The sequence below is a fragment of the Lysinibacillus sp. EB271-A1-10B genome, from assembly GCF_058791335.1.
The window spans coordinates 1-19854 of record NZ_JBYTDL010000024.1; the positions used below are offsets into that span (position 1 = coordinate 1).

Genomic DNA, 19854 nt, shown 5'->3' on the forward strand with positions numbered 1-19854 from the left:
AACACGGAAGTTAAGCTCTTTAGCGCCGATGGTAGTTGGGGGCTTCCCCCTGTGAGAGTAGGACGTCGCTAGGCAATATAAACAGTCAGCTGTGTGCTGGCTGTTTTTTTATTATAGACAAGAAGCTAAAGCTGTTGACGATAAAACAATTAAAGAGCAGCTACAAGACTAGTGTTTTGTAGTTGCTCTTTTTATATTTACCTTCTTTCTTTTTTCAGCAAGAGTGTTTTCGTAGCGAAAGTGAAACATTAATTACAAATGTCTTTTGTATCGTAAGCATAGCGTCAGATACAAAACTTTCCTACCTCTACGGTGTGAGGAATGCGAAGTTAAGCTGCTTTTCAGGGGGGCCAAACGCCCGTTGAAATAGAAAAGCTAAGGCTAAAAACGCCACGCCCTGTGGCATTACCGAAATGACCGATATCGTGTCGACCTTCATGTTGTGCTGCCGCTTCGCTTTCACGCAAAAATCTGCAGGCATAAGCCAAAGTCAAATCCAATCTTACGTCGACATAATAGATTTGCAAAGTCGATACGAAAAAGATAGAGAATATAAAAATAAAAATATATAAAAAAGTATTGCATACTTCAATTACATATGATATATTTATAAATGTCTTAAAGAGGTCCCGTGGTGTAGCGGTTAACATGCCTGCCTGTCACGCAGGAGATCGCCGGTTCGATCCCGGTCGGGACCGCCATTATAATTGATAATATAGTTCTTATGATGCTTTTAAATCATAAGAACTTTTTTTATTGTTATTATAAGGAAATTAGTGGATATGTATAATTTCTAAAAATATTATTTCTTTTATTCAATCCAATTTAAGATGGGGGTGAATACCTCGAACCCCTGCATAAAACAGACTAGAAAAGACCCTATAGTGCCCGTGTTAACAAACAAGTCAGTAGACAGGATGTAGCTTTTGTAGAGACCTTACCATTACGTTTCACTACAGTTGATGAAGAGTGATAGAAATAAAGAGCTAGGTAATAAATCTAACAAATAGGGCATTAACTATAAAAAAGACGATGATATTATCGATTTCTCTCGTGTGAAAAAGATTTGGAGGTGTTACATGAGAAATTATTATTACATAAAACGTCTTAATATAAGCTTGCTCATATGTGCTGCTGTAATACTAGTAGGCTGTGGAGATTCTATCTTAGATATTGAGGAATCCAATGCGTACCACTGGCAAAAAAATATGAATGAAGCGGAATTTGAAAAAATAAAAGAAGGTATGACATATATGGAGGTAGTAAAAATTGCAGGGGGAGCAGGAGAAACATTGAAAAAAGATCAATACCGCTGGAATGATGAAATACTTATGACAAAAGCTTATAATGTACAATTTAAAGATGATAAATTGGTTAAAAAAGAGATTAGTGAGATAAAGGGTAAAAAAAAATAAGCACTTCTTTTTATAAGGATGTTGTCTCTTCATTTTGCACATGTTGTAGTAGCGATAGCGATAATTACTCCAAGGCATAATTGTTTTAGGTTTTTGATGAATGCTTTCTTGCATAAGTTGTATAGTAGTGACGTTGAAATGATCTCGTTTTTCTCTAGCAATCTACATGAATAGGTTTGCCTTGTATAAAAACTAGGCAAACCTACCCTCATGCCAAAGCACAAAGCTGATTCCGGACGCAATTATGCCGAGGCATAATTGATTAGTAGTTTCAAGTTATCGACTCATCCCATGATGAGCATCACTTTTGTTAATTCGATATACAGTAATTTATATTCCTTTTGTCGACAAGCTGCAACAATTACGCCAAGGTGTAATTGTTTTTTTTAAAATCCATTGGATGCTTTGAACATTTACGCTTGTTTCGGTAAACTAGAAGTAATGGAGCTAGGAGAGGAAAAAAGAGATGATGTATGAAAAAATAATGAATTCACTTGATGATACTGAGCAGTTTGCGCTGAAGCTAGCAAGCGTACTAGAAGCCCAGGATACAATTACATTAGAGGGTGATTTGGGCGCTGGCAAGACGACATTTACGAAAGCATTAGCGAAGGGGCTTGGCGTGAAGAGAACAGTCAATAGCCCGACATTTACGATTGTAAAGCAATATGAAGGGCGTTTACCATTTAATCATTTAGATGTTTATCGTTTAGCAGAAAGTGATGAAGACCTTGGATGGGACGAGTTATTTTATGGTGATGCGGTGTCAGTTGTCGAGTGGGCTCATTTGATTGAACAGGATTTACCACAGGAGCGCCTTGCAATAGAAATTTACCGAATGGGAGAAAATCAACGACGATTTGTATTAACACCTCTGGGAAAGCGATATGAGGCATTATGTGAGGAGCTAATGAAATGATTTGGTTAGGGATTGAAACAGCGAATGCACCACTTTCTATTGCTGTAATACGGGATGGTAAAGTGGTCGCAGAGATTGTACAAAATATAAAATTAACGCATTCGGCAGGTGCTATGCCAGCCATTGAAGAAGTGCTAGCAAACGCTGGCATAAAGCCAAGCGAGTTGGATGCGATTGCTGTATCAGAAGGGCCTGGTTCTTATACAGGTGTACGAATAGGCGTGACGCTTGCAAAAACATTAGCATGGACATTGAAAAAGCCTTTAGTTGGAGTATCTAGCTTAAAGTCATTAGCCGCAAATGCAGCACTATATGATGGGTTTATTTGTCCTATTTTTGATGCGCGCAGAGGCAATGTTTATACGGCCGTTTATAAAGGGCGTGAGCTTGAAACAATTATAGATGATTATCACGATCATATTGATGGCCTGTTAGAGCGTTTACAGGCTTTAGAGGCACCGATTTTATTTGTTGGAGTAGATGTAGATGTGTTTTGGCATAAAATCGTAGAGGTGCTAGGTGACTATGCTCAACGTATACCATTTAGTCATGACTTGCCAAGAGCAAGTGAAACAGTTCGATTAGCGACGAAAGTGGAGCTACCAAGTGTGGATGCTGTTCATCATTTTGTCCCGCAATACAAACGTATTGCAGAGGCGGAGGCGAATTGGCTGAAGGAACAAAAGGAGAAGGCACATGAGTAGTAATGTAATATTTCGTAAAATGGTATCTGAAGATGTCCCAGTAGTGTATGAAATTGAGCTTGCTACATTTACTACACCATGGACGTTAGACTCTTTTTATTATGAAGTGCATGAAAATCAGTATGCACATTATGTGCTAGCTATAGATGAATATAATAACATTATCGGTTTTTGTGGAATGTGGATGGTAATAGACGCAGCGCAAATTACGAACGTAGCCGTTATAGATGCTGCTCGCGGTCGCGGAATTGGTGAAGGGTTAATGCGAGAGGCAATGCGTATTGCGAAAGACCATAGTATGGAAGTCATGAGTTTAGAGGTACGAGTGACAAATACAGTTGCTCAAAATCTTTATCGAAAGCTTGATTTCCAAGACGGTGGCATACGTAAAGGCTATTATACAGATAACGGGGAGGATGCCCTTGTCATGTGGGTGAATTTATGATGGAAGATCGAATTATATTAGCAATAGAATCGAGCTGTGATGAAACAGCAGCAGCGATTATTCGAAATGGCTCTGAAATTGTTTCAAATGTGGTTGCATCTCAAATAGAAAGTCATAAACGATTTGGTGGGGTTGTACCTGAAATTGCATCTCGTCATCATGTTGAGCAAATTACAGTGGTTATTGAAGAAGCATTAGCGCAGGCAAATATGAAGCCAACTGATTTAGACGCTGTGGCAGTTACTGAAGGTCCTGGTCTTGTAGGTGCATTGTTAATTGGGATTAATGCCGCGAAGGCTTTTGCATTTGCCAATGATTTACCGATAATCGGTGTGCATCATATAGCTGGACATATATATGCTAACGCACTTGTACAGCCGATGGAATTCCCATTATTAGCACTAGTTGTATCAGGTGGCCATACAGAGCTAGTTTATATGAAAGAACATGGCTCTTTTGAAGTCATTGGTGAGACGAGAGATGATGCAGCTGGTGAAGCTTATGATAAGGTTGCACGTGTTTTAGGCTTACCATATCCAGGTGGTCCACGTATTGACAAACTAGCACACGAGGGAGATGAGGCTGTAACCTTCCCACGAGTGTGGTTAGAGGAAGGTTCTTATGATTTTAGCTTTAGCGGTTTAAAGTCAGCAGTTATTAATTATAAGCATAATATGGATCAGCGTGGAGAAGAGATTTCTCCGACTGCCGTAGCCAAAGGATTTCAGGATAGCGTAGTTGAAGTGTTAACAGCTAAAACATTACGGGCAGCACGTGAATATAAAGTGAAACAAGTTATTGCAGCTGGAGGTGTAGCGGCAAATAAAGGCTTACGTACATCACTTGAGTCAGTATTTGCGGAAGAAGGTATCCCGTTGTATGTACCGCCATTAAAGCTGTGTACAGATAATGCCGCTATGATAGGGGCAGCAGCAACACCTATGTTTGAAATGACTATTCGAGGCAATTTATCAATGAACGGTCGTCCTGGAATGGAGTTAAAATCCTGGGTATAAATTCTTTCAGAAAGAGGTGTTTTAGATTTAATTCTAAAACACCTCTTTTTTGCTTTTGTGAAAAAAATGTTGAGAAAACAGTGGACATAAGAAAATATAAATCTGATTAGTTGACAAATTTTTCAGAAAATTATCCACAGGCAAGGCGAAAATAAAAGAGCGAACATCCGTACTTATGCACAAAATGTTGATAACTTGTGCATAACTTGTGATTATTCAATATATAGTAGCCTGTTTTGCACAGAATCATGTGAATAAAATATTTTTGAATTGTGGACAATGTGGAAAAGTCTGTTGATATGTTGGTATTACTAGATTTATAGTGTGTATAAAGTTGTGGGCATTTTTTGTCGAAAAATAGCACTTGACCAATATATATGAAAAATGAAGACGAGTAAAGTAAAAAGCCATGCGACAAGGCACATGGCTTTACAATACTCCCAATGTAAAGAAAGAAGTTCGGTAGGGGATGTTATAAGGTAATATTTTCAAGTTCTTCACTTAGCTCCAGCCATTCCATTTCAAATAATTCGTACTGTTCTTTAGAAGTGGATAATTCATCCTGGAGTTGTGTAATTTTTTCGTGGTCTGTGAAAATCTCAGGATCGCAAAGAGCTTCCTCTAAGCGAGCTATTTCAAGATTTTCTTGTTGCATTTTCTCTTCTAGTTCCTCAAGCGTGCGTCTAATTTGACGCTCTCGTTTTTTAGCCTCTTTATCAATTTTAGAAGTAGAGATCTTCTCAGGTACATCAGCTTGCGCTTGCGGCTGAGCAGCAGCCTTCATTTGGGCGATTTCTATTAGCTCTTGTTTTTTCTCAAGATAATAATCATAGTCACCTAAGTACTCAAAGGAACCATCACCAGACAGTTCGATTACTTTAGTAGCGATTCGATTGATAAAATATCGGTCATGCGATACGAATAAGAGCGTTCCAGGATAATCAATAAGTGCGTTTTCCAGTATCTCTTTACTATCTAAGTCTAAGTGATTGGTAGGCTCATCAAGAATTAAGAAATTTGCCTTTTGCATCATCAACTTAGCTAATGCAAGTCTGGCTTTTTCTCCACCAGATAAAGACGACACGGTTTTATCTACATCAACTCCACTGAATAAGAAGCGGCCTAGCGCTGTGCGAATATCTTTTTCATTCATTAAAGGCCATTCATCCCATAGCTCTTTTAGAACACTTTTATTGCTCGATAGCTTTGCCTGCTCTTGATCATAATAACCAATCTGAACATTTGTACCATAGCGAATCTCTCCAGTGAATGGTAGCAAATCTTTGACAATGGTTTTTAATAAAGTGGATTTACCAACACCATTGGGTCCAACAAGTGCAATGCGGTCTTCTCGGAAAGTGCGTAGTGTGATGCCGCTTGATATTTTCTTATCAGCATAACCTATCGTTAAGTCATCGATAGATAATACATCGTTACCACTTTGGCGTTCAATTGTAAAACCGAAGCTTGCTGACTTTTCATCACCTTCGGGAGAGTCCATCCATTCTGTTCGTTCGAGCATTTTACGACGACTTTGTGCCATTTTAGTAGTAGAAGCACGAGCAATATTTTTTTGAATAAATTCCTCTAGCTTGGCCTTTTCATCTTGCTGACGTTCATATAGCTTCAAATCACGCTCATAATTTTTCGCTTTCTCATCTAAATAGGCACTATAATTGCCTGTATATTTTGTGACGCGATGACGAGATACTTCGTAGACAATGGAAACAACCTGGTCTAAGAAGTAGCGGTCATGGGAAACAATTAGAATAGCCCCTTCATAACCCTTTAAATATGATTCTAACCAAGAGAGGGTTTCAATATCTAAATGGTTAGTAGGTTCATCAAGGATTAATAGGTCAGGTTTACTTAAAAGAAGCTTAGCAAGTGCTAACCGCGTCCGTTGTCCCCCTGATAGTGAGCTAATTGACTTTTGGTAATCCTCAGGATAAAACTGCATACCATGAAGCACAGAACGTGTATCCGATTCATATTGATAGCCACCCGCATCCTTAAAATTATGTTGTAAATGATCGTATTCAGACATTATTTTTGCATATAAAGTAGGATTTTCATAAACAGCTGGGTCGGCCATTTGTTGTTCTAATGATCGTAGCGTTTGTTCTTGGGCAATAAGCGGCTCAAAAATTGTCATCATTTCATCCCAAATCGACAATGTTGAGTTTAAACCAGCATGCTGCTCTAAGTATCCAATTTGTATACCTTTCGGGATAATAATATCGCCAGAGTCATATGACATTTGACCAGCAATAATTTTAAGTAAAGTGGATTTACCAGCACCGTTACGACCTACTAATGCAACTCGGTCACGATGTTGAACTTCTAATTTTACGCCACTTAAAATTTCATCTGCAAGGAAGGATTTATATAGTTGATTGACCTGTAAAACAATCATTCATGACACCTCAATTCTTCCTTAGTGTAATGGATGAGCGATTGGCTTGCAATGTCGATGCTTTACTTATTCCAAGCTGTCATGTAAGATTGAAACGATTTCCCTTTATTTAGTGGCGTAAAAGCGCCATTAACTAAAGGAAAATCCTCCAGTGAATATTATAAATTTAGAAATATAAAGCCTGTATCATAAATAGAATTTGATACATTTTAAGGAGGAAAAAGTTTGAAACAAGAATTGAAAATTCCACAAGCCACTACGAAAAGACTTCCTCTTTACTATCGTTTTATCCAAAACTTTGCACAAGAAGGCATGGAACGCATTTCGTCGAAGGAACTAAGTGAAGCGATGAAAATTGATTCTGCAACTATTCGCCGAGATTTTTCTTATTTTGGTGCTCTTGGGAAAAAGGGATATGGCTATGATGTGCAGCATCTCTTAAAATTTTTTAGCCAAACGCTCGATCAACATGAAGCGACTAAGGTTGCGTTAATTGGTGTAGGGAATTTAGGTAGTGCTTTATTAAAATATAATTTTCAAAAAAACCACAATACTCATATCGTTGTTGCATTTGACTCGAAGGCCCCAAAAGAAGGGAAAATGATTAGCAATATTCCTGTTTTTCACCCTGACTTATTGGAAGAAAAATATGCGGAATATGGAGCGGAGCTTGCAATTTTAACAGTTTCACCACGCTCTGCACAGAAAATGGCTGATAGATTAGCAGTGATGAACGCAAAAGGAATTTTGAACTTTACGCCAGAGCGTATTACAGTACCAGATAAAATGCAACTTTTAACAATCGATTTGTCGGTAGAGTTGCAGGCGCTTATTTATTTAATTCGTAATCAGGAAGAGTGATCATTGTACATAATTTAACTTCTTTCAGCGGGTGTACAAACGCCCATTGAAAGAAGTTAAAGCCTTAGGGCGTAATTAGACTGAGGTATAATTGATAGCATAGCTCACAGTTTCTGTTCAATAGAAGTATGTATAAAATTGAGAGAATGACGAAAAACTTTCACATATAATTAGTTAGCAAAATGGCTAAATATGCGTTAAAATGATGGATATAAAGAGGAGGTGGCTTTAATGGGTGGTATTGGTCCTATGAGCCTCATTATTATCGGAATTGTCGCATTACTAATTTTTGGTCCTAAGAAGTTACCAGAGCTTGGTAAAGCATTTGGTTCAACATTACGTGAATTCAAAAATGCTACTAAAGGTTTAGCCGACGAAGATGATGATGACAAGAAAAAGAAAGAATTAGATAAGTAAGTTAGGATGTTTGTGGAATGAATCCAAGAGATCTAACTGTCATTGAACATATAGAAGAATTAAGAAAACGGCTTTTCATTGTTGCCGTTTTCTTTGTTCTAGCTATGGCTGGCGGCTTCTTTGTTGCAAAGCCACTTGTTAAATACCTTCAAAGTACTGGAGCGAATTACAATATAGAGCTCCATGCATTTGATGTAGTAACACCACTTGCAATTTATATCCAAGTAGTTTTTTTAATAGCATTTATCCTATCCTCACCGGTATTGATGTATCAATTGTGGGCTTTTATTAGCCCGGGATTAAGGGACGTAGAACGAAAAGCAACTTTAAGCTATATACCGTATTCATTTTTATTGTTTTTAGCAGGGCTGTCTTTTTCGTATTTTTTACTATTCCCTTATGTCATAAAGTTTATGATGAATTTATCAAACGATTTAGAAATTCAACAAACAATTGGTATACATGAATATTTTTCGTTTTTATTTAAGCTTACAATACCTTTTGGTTTCCTTTTCCAATTACCGATTGTAGTCTTGTTCTTTTCACGTATTGGGATTTTATCTCCTGAGTTACTAATTCGTATTCGTAAGTATTCATACTTTGGTTTATTTGTATGTGCTGCACTAATCGCGCCACCTGAATTAGCTTCGCACTTAATGGTTTCAGTACCGTTGTTTGTTCTTTATGAAATTAGCATTATGATTTCTCGTATTGGTTATAAGAAATACTTAAAATCAGAGGAAATGCGAATGAAGGAAGAACAAGAAGCTGAGCAAAAACGTCAGATAGAAGAGGCACTTGAACAGCAGAGACGTCAAATCGAAGAATTGAATCAATAATAATAGAAGCTCGATGCTAATTAGTAGCATCGAGCTTTTTCGTCGTGATAGATACAGTTAAATTTAACTTCTTTCAGCGGGTGTCCAAACACCCGCTGATTTTTATTGCATTTTTTCTAGTTCTTGAAGAAACTTTTGCAATGGTTCTGCATACAATTGTACAAGTGTCACAAAACCGTTCAGCATGACATGGGCGATAATGGACGTCCAAATGCGTTTTGTTTTGTGATATAAGAAGGCAAAGATCAATCCGCAAATTGTATAAAGCAAGATATGTGAGAAGTCCATATGAATAAGGGCAAAGAAAATGGCGCTTACTATACCGGCTATCCAGAAATTAGTTGTTTGGACAAGCGATCCAAAAATAACACGACGGAAGACGAACTCTTCTAATATTGGTCCAAAAACAACTATCGCTAATATCGCAATAGGAGCACCTTTTGCAATAGCTACAATATCAGCTGTGTTTTGCGATCCACCTTGGATACCGAATATGGCCATTTCGATCGCTGCGCCAATCATTTGGCCAAAGAAAACTAAGAAGAAACCAATAATTCCCCACATAATTGACAGTGGTATCGTTTCTTTCTTCCCTTTATAAATATCCCAAAACGCTTTATCGCGAGATGTTAGGATTAAGCTTAGAATTAACGCAGTGGCAAAGCTAAGTGCAATATACCAACCTTGCGTAAGAGGAGCAGCTTGCTCGCTAGGCAAACCAGTTGTACTCATAATAAGCTTGTGAAACGGCTTTGCTAGCAATATCCCTGATAGATGCATGACGATATAAATCACTAAAACATAAAGGGCTGTTTTTTTATGCTTACTTATTTTTGTAGAATTGTTCACAGTCAAAATCCTTTCCATTCATTATGTTACCTTTCTATTGTAGAGGAATATGGAAAGAAAACAAAATTTTTCGAAGTTCTGACTTGCAAAAAAAAGTGTGATTGATTATCATAATAATTGTGTTAGCACTCGTATGGGTAGAGTGCTAATAGAGTTAATCTTATAATTAATTAATAGGAGGTTGTTTCACTTGTTAAGACCACTAGGAGATCGTATTGTAATCGAACTAATCGAGGTAGAAGAAAAATCTGCATTCGGTATTGTACTGCCAGACTCTGCAAAAGAAAAGCCACAAGAAGGTAAAATTGTAGCAGTTGGGACAGGTCGTATATTAGAGAACGGACAACGTGTAGAGCTTGACGTTAAAGTTGACGACCGCATTATTTTCTCTAAATACTCTGGTACAGAAGTTAAATATGAAGGTAATGAATACCTAATTTTACGCGAAAGCGATATTCTTGCGATTATTGAATAAATTAATACTTTTAAAGATTCATCACCAAACGTTGTGGATGACATTTTTTAAAACGTCTACTATGTATAAATAGGTTGATTGGAGTGGAGGCTGGGCGACTCCTTGGGGATCAATGGCTCATCGGACGCCCCCAGGAAGCTTTACTCTGTGCGAAAGCGAAGCGTCAGCAACAAAGCGCCCAGTCGGAACGGAAATCAACCACACGTTTTGGTGAGAATTCCTTTTAAAGTAAATACTGCTAGTGATTGTCACGAAAAACATATTAGTGACAATGACAGTATGGCGAAATTTTTATAAATATATTGATGAAGCTTAACGAATATTCCATTCCAGGAGGGTAAATTCAAATGGCAAAAGATATTAAATTCTCAGAAGAAGCACGTGCATTAATGCTACAAGGTGTAGATAAATTAGCAAACGCAGTAAAAATTACTCTAGGGCCAAAAGGTCGTAACGTAGTTTTAGAAAAAAAATTCGGTTCACCACTTATTACAAATGATGGTGTAACAATTGCAAAAGAAATCGAGCTAGAAAATCCATACGAAAACATGGGTGCAAAATTAGTAGCGGAAGTTGCTTCTAAAACGAACGAAATCGCTGGTGACGGTACAACAACTGCAACAGTATTAGCTCAAGCAATTATTCGTGAAGGCTTAAAAAACGTAACAGCTGGTGCAAATCCTGTAGGCATTCGTAAAGGGATTGACAAAGCAGTTGCAGCAGCACTTACAGAATTAAACGCTATTTCTCGTCCAGTAAGCAACAAAGAGGAAATCGCACAAGTTGCGGCCATCTCTGCTGCTGATGATGAAGTAGGACAATTAATTGCAGAAGCAATGGAACGTGTGGGTAACGACGGTGTTATTACAATTGAAGAATCTAAAGGCTTCACAACTGAGCTTGATGTAGTAGAAGGTATGCAATTCGACCGTGGATATGCATCACACTACATGGTAACAGATACAGATAAAATGGAAGCTGTATTGGATAATCCATACATTTTAATTACTGATAAAAAAATTACAAACATCCAAGAAGTATTACCATTATTAGAACAAGTGGTACAACAAGGTCGTCCACTGTTAATCATTGCTGAAGATGTTGAAGGTGAAGCTCTTGCAACACTTGTAGTGAACAAGCTTCGTGGTACATTCAATGCTGTAGCGGTTAAAGCTCCAGGATTCGGTGACCGTCGTAAAGCAATGCTTGAAGATATCGCAATTTTAACAGGTGGTCAAGTAATTACAGAAGAATTAGGCTTAGACCTTAAATCAGCTGATATTACATCACTTGGTCGCGCCGCAAAAGTGGTTGTGACAAAAGATAATACAACAATCGTAGAAGGTGTTGGCGGTGCAGATGCAATCGAAGGCCGTATTGGTCAAATCCGTGCTCAGCTTGCTGAAACAACTTCAGAATTCGATAAAGAAAAATTACAAGAACGCCTTGCAAAATTAGCAGGTGGTGTAGCAGTAATCAAAGTTGGTGCTGCAACAGAAACAGAACTAAAAGAACGCAAACTTCGCATTGAAGACGCTCTAAACTCAACTCGTGCAGCAGTTGAAGAAGGTATTGTATCAGGTGGTGGTACTGCACTTCTTAACGTATATGCAGCAGTTGAAAAAGTTGCGGATGCAGAAGAAGGCGACGTAGCAACAGGTGTGAAAATTGTTCTACGTGCTTTAGAAGAGCCAGTACGTCAAATCGCAAACAACGCAGGTCTTGAAGGCTCAATTATTGTGGATCGTCTAAAACGTGAAGCAATTGGTGTAGGTTTCAACGCTGCGACAGGCGAATGGGTAAACATGATCGAAGCGGGCGTAGTAGACCCAGCGAAAGTAACTCGCTCAGCTCTACAAAACGCAGCATCTGTAGCGGCTCTATTCTTAACAACAGAAGCAGTAGTAGCAGATATTCCAGAACCAGCATCAGCAATGCCAGATTTGTCTGGTATGGGCGGCATGCCAGGAATGATGTAAGGGTTTTTCTCCTTCATCTTGTGAAATAGTTACTACTATTTTTCACCCAATTTGTGAAGCAGTTATGTAAATAATTAATTTCAATAACAAAAACCACTTCTCGGTAAACAAGAGGAGTGGTTTTTTTTGTTGCTTAAATTTGCATATCAAGACTTTTTAGATGATAGGAAATTTAAAAACACGAGCAAAGCAAATATTCAAAACTACAAAACGCTTTTAGGCAAATTCATTGATTATTGCACTTAGAACCAAGTAATAAATGTTGAGGATATTACTTATAATCATGTCCGACAACATTTGATTGTTTGCCAAGAAAAAGGTGATAAACCAAGCACAATTAATACCAAAATTTTGAGAATACGAGCGTTCTTGAATTACATGATTGAATGTGAAGTCATTGCGAAAAATCCTGCACATAAGGTCAAAATGCAAAAACAGGATACTAAAGTTGAAGTTTTTACGGACGAACAGATTAAACAAATGCTCAATTTCTATAGACGTATCAAAAGACGTGAGAAAACATACATGGCATATCGTGACTACTTAATCATTGTGTTGATTCTTGGCACAGTTATTAGGAGAGGTGAAATTTGTAATTTGCAATGGAGCAATGTTGATTTCGCAAATAGGTCAATATCAATCTTTGGGAAAACAAGAAGGAAAGAAACGATGCCGATTACGGACAAGTTGGCGAAATTCGAACGAAACGTTATGTACCTAGCAAAATGCTAGCCACCCACGATTTTGGCTTGATGTGTTTATTAAACACTTCGGAACAGGTGCTCTCTAAAACGGTAAGTACCTATTGTACCTCGTTTCAATCTTCTGTTATTATTAAACAAATTACATAAAATAAACCAAATTTCATAATGAATACAAATTATAAGTGAGGTTTAATAATATGCAGAGAAAAACAAAATCGGTTATCGTCATTATTGTAATAATGGCCATTTTTGGTGGGATTTTTGGTTACATCAAATTCACTGAACAAATGGAGAAACCTGTTCCTGAAAAAGAAAAAGCAACTGTTGAACATAATGGAGTAATTCTTGAAAGTAAAACTGTTACAAAAGAAGAGTTGCTTTATCCTGACAACTTAATAGAACACAAAGTGAACGAAGCCATTCACAGCATGTCTCACCAAAAGGTTGAAGCTGAAGTAAAATGGGGTCATGAACAAATAACACAAGAAAAAGTTGGCCGATTGTTGGAAATTTCCCAAAAAAGCAATTATAAATATAAAGAACTTTATATTTCAATATTGGAAAGATGGTCGGAAGGTGATTTTTCAAACGCCGTTGACGAACACAATTCCATATGGCAACTTCAAGGTGGCGATGAATCAAGAAATTCAGGGAAAGCAATTCGTTTGCTATCGCCCGAGGAAGAAGCACAGTATGTAGAACACAATTTAAAATATGATTTATATGATGGCACTCATTAATGAGAGAAATTTTCTATTTGTACGCCATTTACCAGTCTGTTATCATAATTAATTACTAAAAATCCACCAAATTACTACGTAGATATACTAGCAGTTGAATGTGAGGATTCAGTAGAATAGATAACACTACTTCATGTTCTGTCTTAACACCAGAAGCAGTAGTAGCAGATATTCCAGAACCAGCATCAGCAATGCCAGCTATGTCTGGTATGGGCGGCATGCCAAGAATGATGTAACCTACAGCTCTAGCTAATAAAAGCACTTCTCAATTTGAGAAGTGGTTTTTTGCTTTTTTCGGAACCAGGTAAAACGGAATGTTAATAACAATATCGTCGAGATTTAAATACGGATTGGCTAATGAAACACATCTTTCTTCACTTTTCCTCTCTACATATGCCTTCTATTATGATCGTTGTTGGCATTAAAATAGGTACATATTCGATAAAGATATAATTCGTTAAAGTAGAAAATGTTATAAAATATATCAAAATTAATTATAATAGAAGAAAATATCATTTAAAGGATGTTTAGATAAATGGCCATTATAAAAATCAAGAAAATTAAGATACAAAATTTACGAAATGTACGACATGGCGAAATTGTTTTAACGGTGAATTTTGAGACATTTTTTAAGGCTAACGTTGTAGGTTTATACGGACAAAACGGTTCAGGGAAAACAACTATTGTTGATGCATTTGGCTTGTTAAAGGCACTGATCTCCGGCTGGATTACTGAAATAAAATTACCGTCTCAAGAAAAGAGATTAATTATGGCAGGAGAGGATACGGCAAGTATTGAGTTTGAGTTTCTTGTAGAAAATCCATTTGGCACTTTTTTTCTTAATTATTACGTAGAGTTACAAGAAGATCAAAACAGACTGTACACAACGGTTGAACGTATAGCTTACAGAGAGAATGAGAAAGGTAAGCGTTCAAAAATTCTAATTAATGTTACAGAGGAAGACATACAACTACGTAAAGCTACTCTTTCTGATATGAATGAAAAAACGCGTATCCAATTACTAGTCATTCATCAACTATCTAAAAAACAATATACGTCCTTTATCTTTCACAAAGATTTAAAGCCATTATTACAAGACAGATTGTCAGAGCTAGAAATGCAATTACTTCATAATTTAGCAATAGATTTTAATCGAGATCTACATGTTGTTAATAATCAAAATATCGCACCATTATTTGAGGAGCGCAGCATGCCATTTAGTATCCATCTAGAAAAAACTCGAGGTTCTATCCCTTACAATTTGAAAGGACCAGCGTTATTGCCAGAGGATACGTTTAATGTGTTATGTGAAGTAATAGAACAAAGTAATCGTGTATTATCAGCGATTATTCCGGGTCTAACTATTAAGATTAATGTCATTACAAAACAAACGATGGATAATGGAGAAAAAGGGGTCCGTTTTGAATTTTTATCACAGCGAGGGGAGCGCGAATTACCACTAAGAACAGAGTCAGAAGGGATTTTGAAAATTATTTCTGTACTCAGTGTGCTCATTGCCGTTTATAATAACCCGAATGCTTGTGTAGTAATTGATGAGTTAGATTCTGGTGTTTTTGAATATTTATTAGGCGAGTTGTTAACAGTGATTGATGAGGACGGAAAAGGCCAGCTTATTTTTACGTCTCATAATTTACGCGTGTTAGAGGTGCTTGCTATTAAAAACTTATGGTTTACGACAACGAACGAGGAACGTCGTTATATGCAGCTAAAAGGTATTAAAGAGGTAAATAATGCTCGAGATGTTTATTTACGTGCAATCCAGTTGGGCGGACAGGATGAAGAGGTTTATAAAGAAACGAAGATATTTAAAATTAAGCGTGCCTTTAGAAAAGCGGGTGTCCAGCATGACTAAAAAAGTTCTTTTAATTATTGTAGAGGGGCAGACGGAGCAAATTGTTTTAGAGGATTATCTAGATGAACATTTTGCAAATTCTACGATTCGCTTTGATGTACAACGGGAAGATATTTTAACGAAGTGGGATGCCAATAAACGGATACCTAATATTAAAAATAGCGTTACGCGAGTGATTCAGAACTATTTGCAAAAGTATAAGTTTTTAGCGAAGGATTTAACTGCTGTTGTTCATATTACCGATGCAGACGGTTGTTTTATTGACCCCGAATTTGTCAAAGTAAAGGAAGATATTGAGCAAAAACTATACTATACAGAAGATGCAATATTGGTGAAAACTGAGAAGCGTAAGGAACAAATCGAGCAACGCAATGAAATGAAGGCGAATAATGCCAAAATCCTTGTGGCGAATGATCATTTTAGCATTCAGCGATTAAGAATACCGTACCAGCTATTTTATTTTTCTACAAACTTAGAGCATGTACTATGGAATGAGCGCAATGAAATAGCAACGGAAAAGGTGCAAAAGGCAGATGAATTTATGGACAATTTATCGAGTTCTATAGAAGAGTTTTTAAAAGACTATCTTCCAGTTAATGCAGAGCTTTCGTATAAAGAAAAAATGAAAATGAGCTGGTCATTTTTAATGGAGGGCTGTAATTCGTTACAACGCGGAACGAACGTGCCGTTATTATTTGAGATGATTAAATCAGATGTACAATAAAGTGTAACTTTAATCAGTGGGGTCCACATCTTCCACTGATTTTTTGTTTCACCAATAAGGCTTTAATGGGTAGTTTATGCCTATGCCCTCCATAATCGTTGGAGGGCATTTTATTGTTTAAAAGACAAAATATAAAAAGAGCAACATGCCAGAAGATACATAGTTGATTGTAGTGGAGACTGGACATCGCCCAGACGGGAATAACTTCGCTAATTCCTCCACAATAACACTACGCATATCCATTTTAGAATGGCTTGCCTCGGAATTGACACTACCAACCTGATTAATATTTACAACGAGGTGTTTTACGCTAGTTGTGAAAATAATTTGAAAAAGTGTAACAAATAATTAGTTGCGACGACTTATTTGTAAGTGTAGAAAGTGGGGTGAAGTTTTGCGTCAGGATATATTAAAAATTGAACATTTGTACGATTGTTATCATCGTGATGTGTATCATTTTGCGCTTTATTATACAAATAGCAAACAAGAGGCAGAGGATATTACACAAGAAACGTTTTTTAAGGCGATGAAGCAGTTACATAATTTGAAGGATAAAGATAAAGTGAAAATTTGGCTCTTATCAATCGCACGGAATACAGCAGTAGATATACATAGAAGGCAGAAAATAAAGCGTTTATTAACAGAAAAACTTAGCTGGCAGCCCGTCTTGAAGGAAGTACCAAAGCCTTTAGAGATTGTGGAGAAAAATGAGCAATGGCAGGCAGTACAAGAAGCATTAATGACATTAAAATCACATGATCGGACAATCATTATTTGCAGAATGCTAAAAGACTACACGATACAAGAAACAGCAGCGATAATAGGTATCTCGGAAGTCAAGGTACGTGTTGATTTTCACCGAGCAATGGCAAGGCTTCGAAAAAAGGTTGGGAGGGATGATTGATGGAAGAACGTGATTACGATTTAGTTGACGCACTAAAAAAACGCCCTGATAAAGATCCAGATATAGATTTCTCAAATCAATTACGTCAAGAACTCGAAATGACTCATATAAAAAAGACAAAAAGATTTACTATCGCAACCATACTAACCGTTCCAGTGACGCTAGTTGTTCTTCTATTTGTATTCAGCATGGGTACAGGACAATCGTTCCATTTGAAAAATGCAGCACAGTTAACTATCAATCCGGAAAAAGATCTTACTAATATAGTGTGTATGTTCCTCATGCTTACGCTCTCATTGTTTATTTTGTTCGTTTATTACAAAGGGCTTACGAAGGGAAGACTTGTCTACATGACATTTTCTTTGTCTTTCTTGGCATGGGTAGGGAACCTAGTTTATGCAGAGCATCAAAATATGGATGAACCTATTGTACAACCAAGCTATAGCGAATCCTACGATTATACGAGTAAGCAGTACTATTTAGATGAAATTCAACAGGAACATGGTAACTATTTGATGAAAACAAATGAGAGGGGTATGAAATAATGAAAAATCCTTACGATCATTTATTTAACGGGGTATGCTTTGTTTTTGTAGATTCAAGTTTTTTCGGATTACCGGATATGTTCCCAGATTTTATTGGATATATATTTTTTGCATATGGTATTCACTTACTGCCAACGTTCCATAATTTAAAGCGTTGGTCGAAAAACTCCGCTATTATTTTGGCGGTAATGACATTTTTCTTAGAGCTAGGTCAATGGCTAGGACATAGTATACTAGGTGAAATTGGTGTACAGTTTATGCAATTTTTATTCATCATCTTCATGTATTGGGTTTTTCAATTATTATTACACATTCATAATAATAAACCTCTTGAAGTTAAAACATTTAAAACATACCAGAAATTCATGGCATTTATGCTTTGCGGTTTTGTCATACAGGCATTTTCAATAAATGTTGATACAAGTATGCGAGAAAATGTTCATTTTATAGGTTCTATACTTCAGTTGTTTGCTTATTTTCTATTCATATTCTATTATCGAGCGTGTCATAAATACTATAAAAAAATTAATGGTAATAAGGTTCAGTCGCTGTAACAAGCGATGGATCTTTTTTTTGTTTTAGGGAATCTGTGCTTACTGAGTAATGACATCTTTTCCTTTTCTAATTCATAAGCTTTATAGGTGTAATTTTATCAAGCAAGAAGGAGGCACTGTCATTCAAATACATGTTGTACGGGCAGGGGAGTCCATATGGGGTATTTCGCAGGCGTATGGGACAACAGTTCAAAGTATTGTAGATGCCAATCAAATTCCTGAACCGAATCGATTAGTTGTCGGGCAAGCGCTTGTAATACCGATTGTCGGAAATTTTTATTATGTTCAGTCAGGGGATAGTTTATATTCAATCGGCCAACGCTTTGGCATTAATTATTTAACACTTGCTCAAGTCAATAATATTAGTCCGAGTCAGCCTTTATCGATTGGTATGCGACTTTATATTCCACCTCAACCAAAAACAAAAGCTGAAACATTGGCGTATTTAGAGCCGAGAGGGACATTCGTTAGTGAGGCATTATTGAGCCAAGCAAGAGAAGCGGGTCCGTTTTTAACGTATCTAGCTTTATTTAGCTATGAGGCAAGGCGGGATGGAACGCTTAAGAGTCCCCCGAGTCAAGGGGTGACGCAGATTGCTAATGATACAGGAGCTTCTCTAGCGATGGTTGTCTCAAATTTGGAGAATTTTAGTTTTAGCGGTGATTTAGCGCGAGATATTTTTCAAAGTACAGCAGTACAGGATTTGCTTTTTAGTAATATTCTTGAAGAGGCAAAGCGTTTAGGAAGCGTTAAAGATATTCATTTCGATTTTGAGAATTTGCCGGGCGATCAACGAGAAGCGTATAACAATTTTTTAAGGAGAGCGGTGAGTCGATTCCACCCACAAGGCTATACCGTATCGACAGCACTAGCCCCAAAAACAAGTGCTAGTGAGCGTGGTCCATGGACGGAGGGGCATGACTATAAAGCACATGGAGAAATAGTGGATTTTGTTATGTTAATGACTTATGAATGGGGGTATTCTGCAGGGCCACCTATGGCTGTATCGCCACTTCCCGAGGTAGAGGCGGTTGTAAAATATGCAGTAAGCGAGATACCTCGTAACAAAATTATACTTGGACAGAATTTATATGGATATAACTGGACATTGCCTTTTGTACAAGGGGGCCCGAATGCAGAAGCAATTAGTCCACAAAAAGCAATTGAGATTGCTAAAAAATATAATGCCGCTATTCAGTTTGATTTGAGATCTCAAGCTCCGTTCTTTGAATACTATGATGAGCAAGGTAGAGCACATGTGGTTTGGTTCGAGGATGCAAGATCTATTCAAGCGAAGTTCAATTTAATCAAAAGGTACAACCTTAGAGGAGTGGGCTACTGGAAATTAGGTCTACCGTTCCCGCAAAATTGGCTATTGATCGGATCAAATTTTGATGTAGTAAAGAAATGAGAATCTTAAGGAGTAAATACTTTCTCTGCAAAAGGAGCTCATTCCCTTTTCTAATAAATATTAA

General features: G+C 37.2%; 20 protein-coding genes, 1 tRNA gene and 1 rRNA gene. 20 read left to right on the forward strand and 2 right to left on the reverse strand.

Annotation, left to right across the window (positions count from 1 at the left end; translation table 11 throughout):
* The 7 genes from rrf to tsaD all read left to right on the forward strand — a co-directional run.
* A 5S ribosomal RNA gene (gene rrf / locus AC3WSK_RS21865) occupies positions 1 to 74 on the forward strand; the annotation flags it as partial.
* Positions 75 to 625: 551 nt separating this feature from the next.
* Positions 626 to 701, forward strand: a tRNA-Asp gene (locus AC3WSK_RS21870).
* Between the two features lie 378 nt (positions 702 to 1079).
* Positions 1080 to 1415, forward strand: a complete 336-nt coding sequence (locus AC3WSK_RS21875; protein ID WP_079563606.1) for a hypothetical protein — start codon at positions 1080 to 1082, stop codon at positions 1413 to 1415.
* A 469-nt stretch (positions 1416 to 1884) separates the two neighbouring features.
* Positions 1885 to 2334: a tRNA (adenosine(37)-N6)-threonylcarbamoyltransferase complex ATPase subunit type 1 TsaE gene (tsaE, locus tag AC3WSK_RS21880; protein ID WP_079563654.1), complete on the forward strand. Its 450-nt coding sequence runs from the start codon at positions 1885 to 1887 to the stop codon at positions 2332 to 2334.
* A complete protein-coding gene (gene tsaB / locus AC3WSK_RS21885) occupies positions 2331 to 3038 on the forward strand; it encodes a tRNA (adenosine(37)-N6)-threonylcarbamoyltransferase complex dimerization subunit type 1 TsaB (RefSeq protein ID WP_079563607.1) in 708 nt (235 codons plus the stop codon). Before tsaE ends, tsaB begins: the two co-directional genes overlap by 4 nt.
* Positions 3031 to 3483: a ribosomal protein S18-alanine N-acetyltransferase gene (gene rimI, locus AC3WSK_RS21890; RefSeq protein WP_079563608.1), complete on the forward strand. Its 453-nt coding sequence runs from the start codon at positions 3031 to 3033 to the stop codon at positions 3481 to 3483. Before tsaB ends, rimI begins: the two co-directional genes overlap by 8 nt.
* Positions 3480 to 4499, forward strand: coding sequence for a tRNA (adenosine(37)-N6)-threonylcarbamoyltransferase complex transferase subunit TsaD (gene tsaD / locus AC3WSK_RS21895; protein WP_427485173.1), 1020 nt, complete (start codon positions 3480 to 3482; stop codon positions 4497 to 4499). The genes rimI and tsaD overlap by 4 nt, the downstream gene beginning before the upstream one ends.
* A gap of 472 nt (positions 4500 to 4971) precedes the next feature.
* Here the strand turns inward: tsaD and AC3WSK_RS21900 are convergent, their stop codons facing one another.
* Complete coding sequence (locus AC3WSK_RS21900; protein ID WP_492414502.1) at positions 4972 to 6915, reverse strand: ABC-F family ATP-binding cassette domain-containing protein; 1944 nt, start codon at positions 6913 to 6915, stop codon at positions 4972 to 4974.
* A gap of 225 nt (positions 6916 to 7140) precedes the next feature.
* Between AC3WSK_RS21900 and AC3WSK_RS21905 the strand changes: the two genes are divergently transcribed.
* From AC3WSK_RS21905 to tatC, 3 genes are all read left to right on the forward strand, one after another.
* On the forward strand, positions 7141 to 7776 hold the full coding sequence (locus AC3WSK_RS21905; protein WP_132364235.1) for a redox-sensing transcriptional repressor Rex: 636 nt from the start codon (positions 7141 to 7143) through the stop codon (positions 7774 to 7776).
* 231 nt (positions 7777 to 8007) lie between these two features.
* A complete protein-coding gene (locus tag AC3WSK_RS21910) occupies positions 8008 to 8193 on the forward strand; it encodes a twin-arginine translocase TatA/TatE family subunit (protein WP_010857065.1) in 186 nt (61 codons plus the stop codon).
* 17 nt (positions 8194 to 8210) lie between these two features.
* Positions 8211 to 9032, forward strand: a complete 822-nt coding sequence (tatC, locus tag AC3WSK_RS21915) for a twin-arginine translocase subunit TatC (RefSeq protein WP_079563612.1) — start codon at positions 8211 to 8213, stop codon at positions 9030 to 9032.
* 102 nt (positions 9033 to 9134) lie between these two features.
* Here the strand turns inward: tatC and AC3WSK_RS21920 are convergent, their stop codons facing one another.
* A complete protein-coding gene (locus AC3WSK_RS21920) occupies positions 9135 to 9899 on the reverse strand; it encodes a CPBP family intramembrane glutamic endopeptidase (protein ID WP_079563613.1) in 765 nt (254 codons plus the stop codon).
* Positions 9900 to 10071: 172 nt separating this feature from the next.
* On the opposite strand from AC3WSK_RS21920, the gene groES reads away from it, so the two are divergent.
* From groES to AC3WSK_RS21970, 10 genes are all read left to right on the forward strand, one after another.
* On the forward strand, positions 10072 to 10356 hold the full coding sequence (gene groES, locus AC3WSK_RS21925) for a co-chaperone GroES (RefSeq protein ID WP_079563614.1): 285 nt from the start codon (positions 10072 to 10074) through the stop codon (positions 10354 to 10356).
* Positions 10357 to 10703: 347 nt separating this feature from the next.
* Complete coding sequence (gene groL, locus AC3WSK_RS21930) at positions 10704 to 12335, forward strand: chaperonin GroEL (RefSeq protein ID WP_492414501.1); 1632 nt, start codon at positions 10704 to 10706, stop codon at positions 12333 to 12335.
* A gap of 378 nt (positions 12336 to 12713) precedes the next feature.
* On the forward strand, positions 12714 to 13067 hold the full coding sequence (locus AC3WSK_RS21935) for a site-specific integrase (RefSeq protein ID WP_492414503.1): 354 nt from the start codon (positions 12714 to 12716) through the stop codon (positions 13065 to 13067).
* 169 nt (positions 13068 to 13236) lie between these two features.
* Positions 13237 to 13779: a DUF6241 domain-containing protein gene (locus tag AC3WSK_RS21940; protein ID WP_492414500.1), complete on the forward strand. Its 543-nt coding sequence runs from the start codon at positions 13237 to 13239 to the stop codon at positions 13777 to 13779.
* Between the two features lie 535 nt (positions 13780 to 14314).
* Complete coding sequence (locus tag AC3WSK_RS21945) at positions 14315 to 15652, forward strand: AAA family ATPase (RefSeq protein ID WP_492414499.1); 1338 nt, start codon at positions 14315 to 14317, stop codon at positions 15650 to 15652.
* On the forward strand, positions 15645 to 16376 hold the full coding sequence (locus tag AC3WSK_RS21950; protein WP_079563619.1) for a hypothetical protein: 732 nt from the start codon (positions 15645 to 15647) through the stop codon (positions 16374 to 16376). Before AC3WSK_RS21945 ends, AC3WSK_RS21950 begins: the two co-directional genes overlap by 8 nt.
* Before the next feature lie 394 nt (positions 16377 to 16770).
* Positions 16771 to 17280, forward strand: coding sequence for an RNA polymerase sigma factor (locus AC3WSK_RS21955; protein ID WP_170939059.1), 510 nt, complete (start codon positions 16771 to 16773; stop codon positions 17278 to 17280).
* Entirely contained in the window at positions 17280 to 17825 is a 546-nt protein-coding gene (locus AC3WSK_RS21960; RefSeq protein ID WP_492414498.1) for a hypothetical protein, read from the forward strand. The genes AC3WSK_RS21955 and AC3WSK_RS21960 overlap by 1 nt, the downstream gene beginning before the upstream one ends.
* Positions 17825 to 18379, forward strand: a complete 555-nt coding sequence (locus AC3WSK_RS21965) for a hypothetical protein (protein WP_492414497.1) — start codon at positions 17825 to 17827, stop codon at positions 18377 to 18379. Before AC3WSK_RS21960 ends, AC3WSK_RS21965 begins: the two co-directional genes overlap by 1 nt.
* Positions 18380 to 18500: 121 nt before the next feature.
* Positions 18501 to 19790: a glycoside hydrolase family 18 protein gene (locus tag AC3WSK_RS21970; protein ID WP_079563655.1), complete on the forward strand. Its 1290-nt coding sequence runs from the start codon at positions 18501 to 18503 to the stop codon at positions 19788 to 19790.
* The last annotated feature ends 64 nt before the right edge of the window (positions 19791 to 19854 follow it).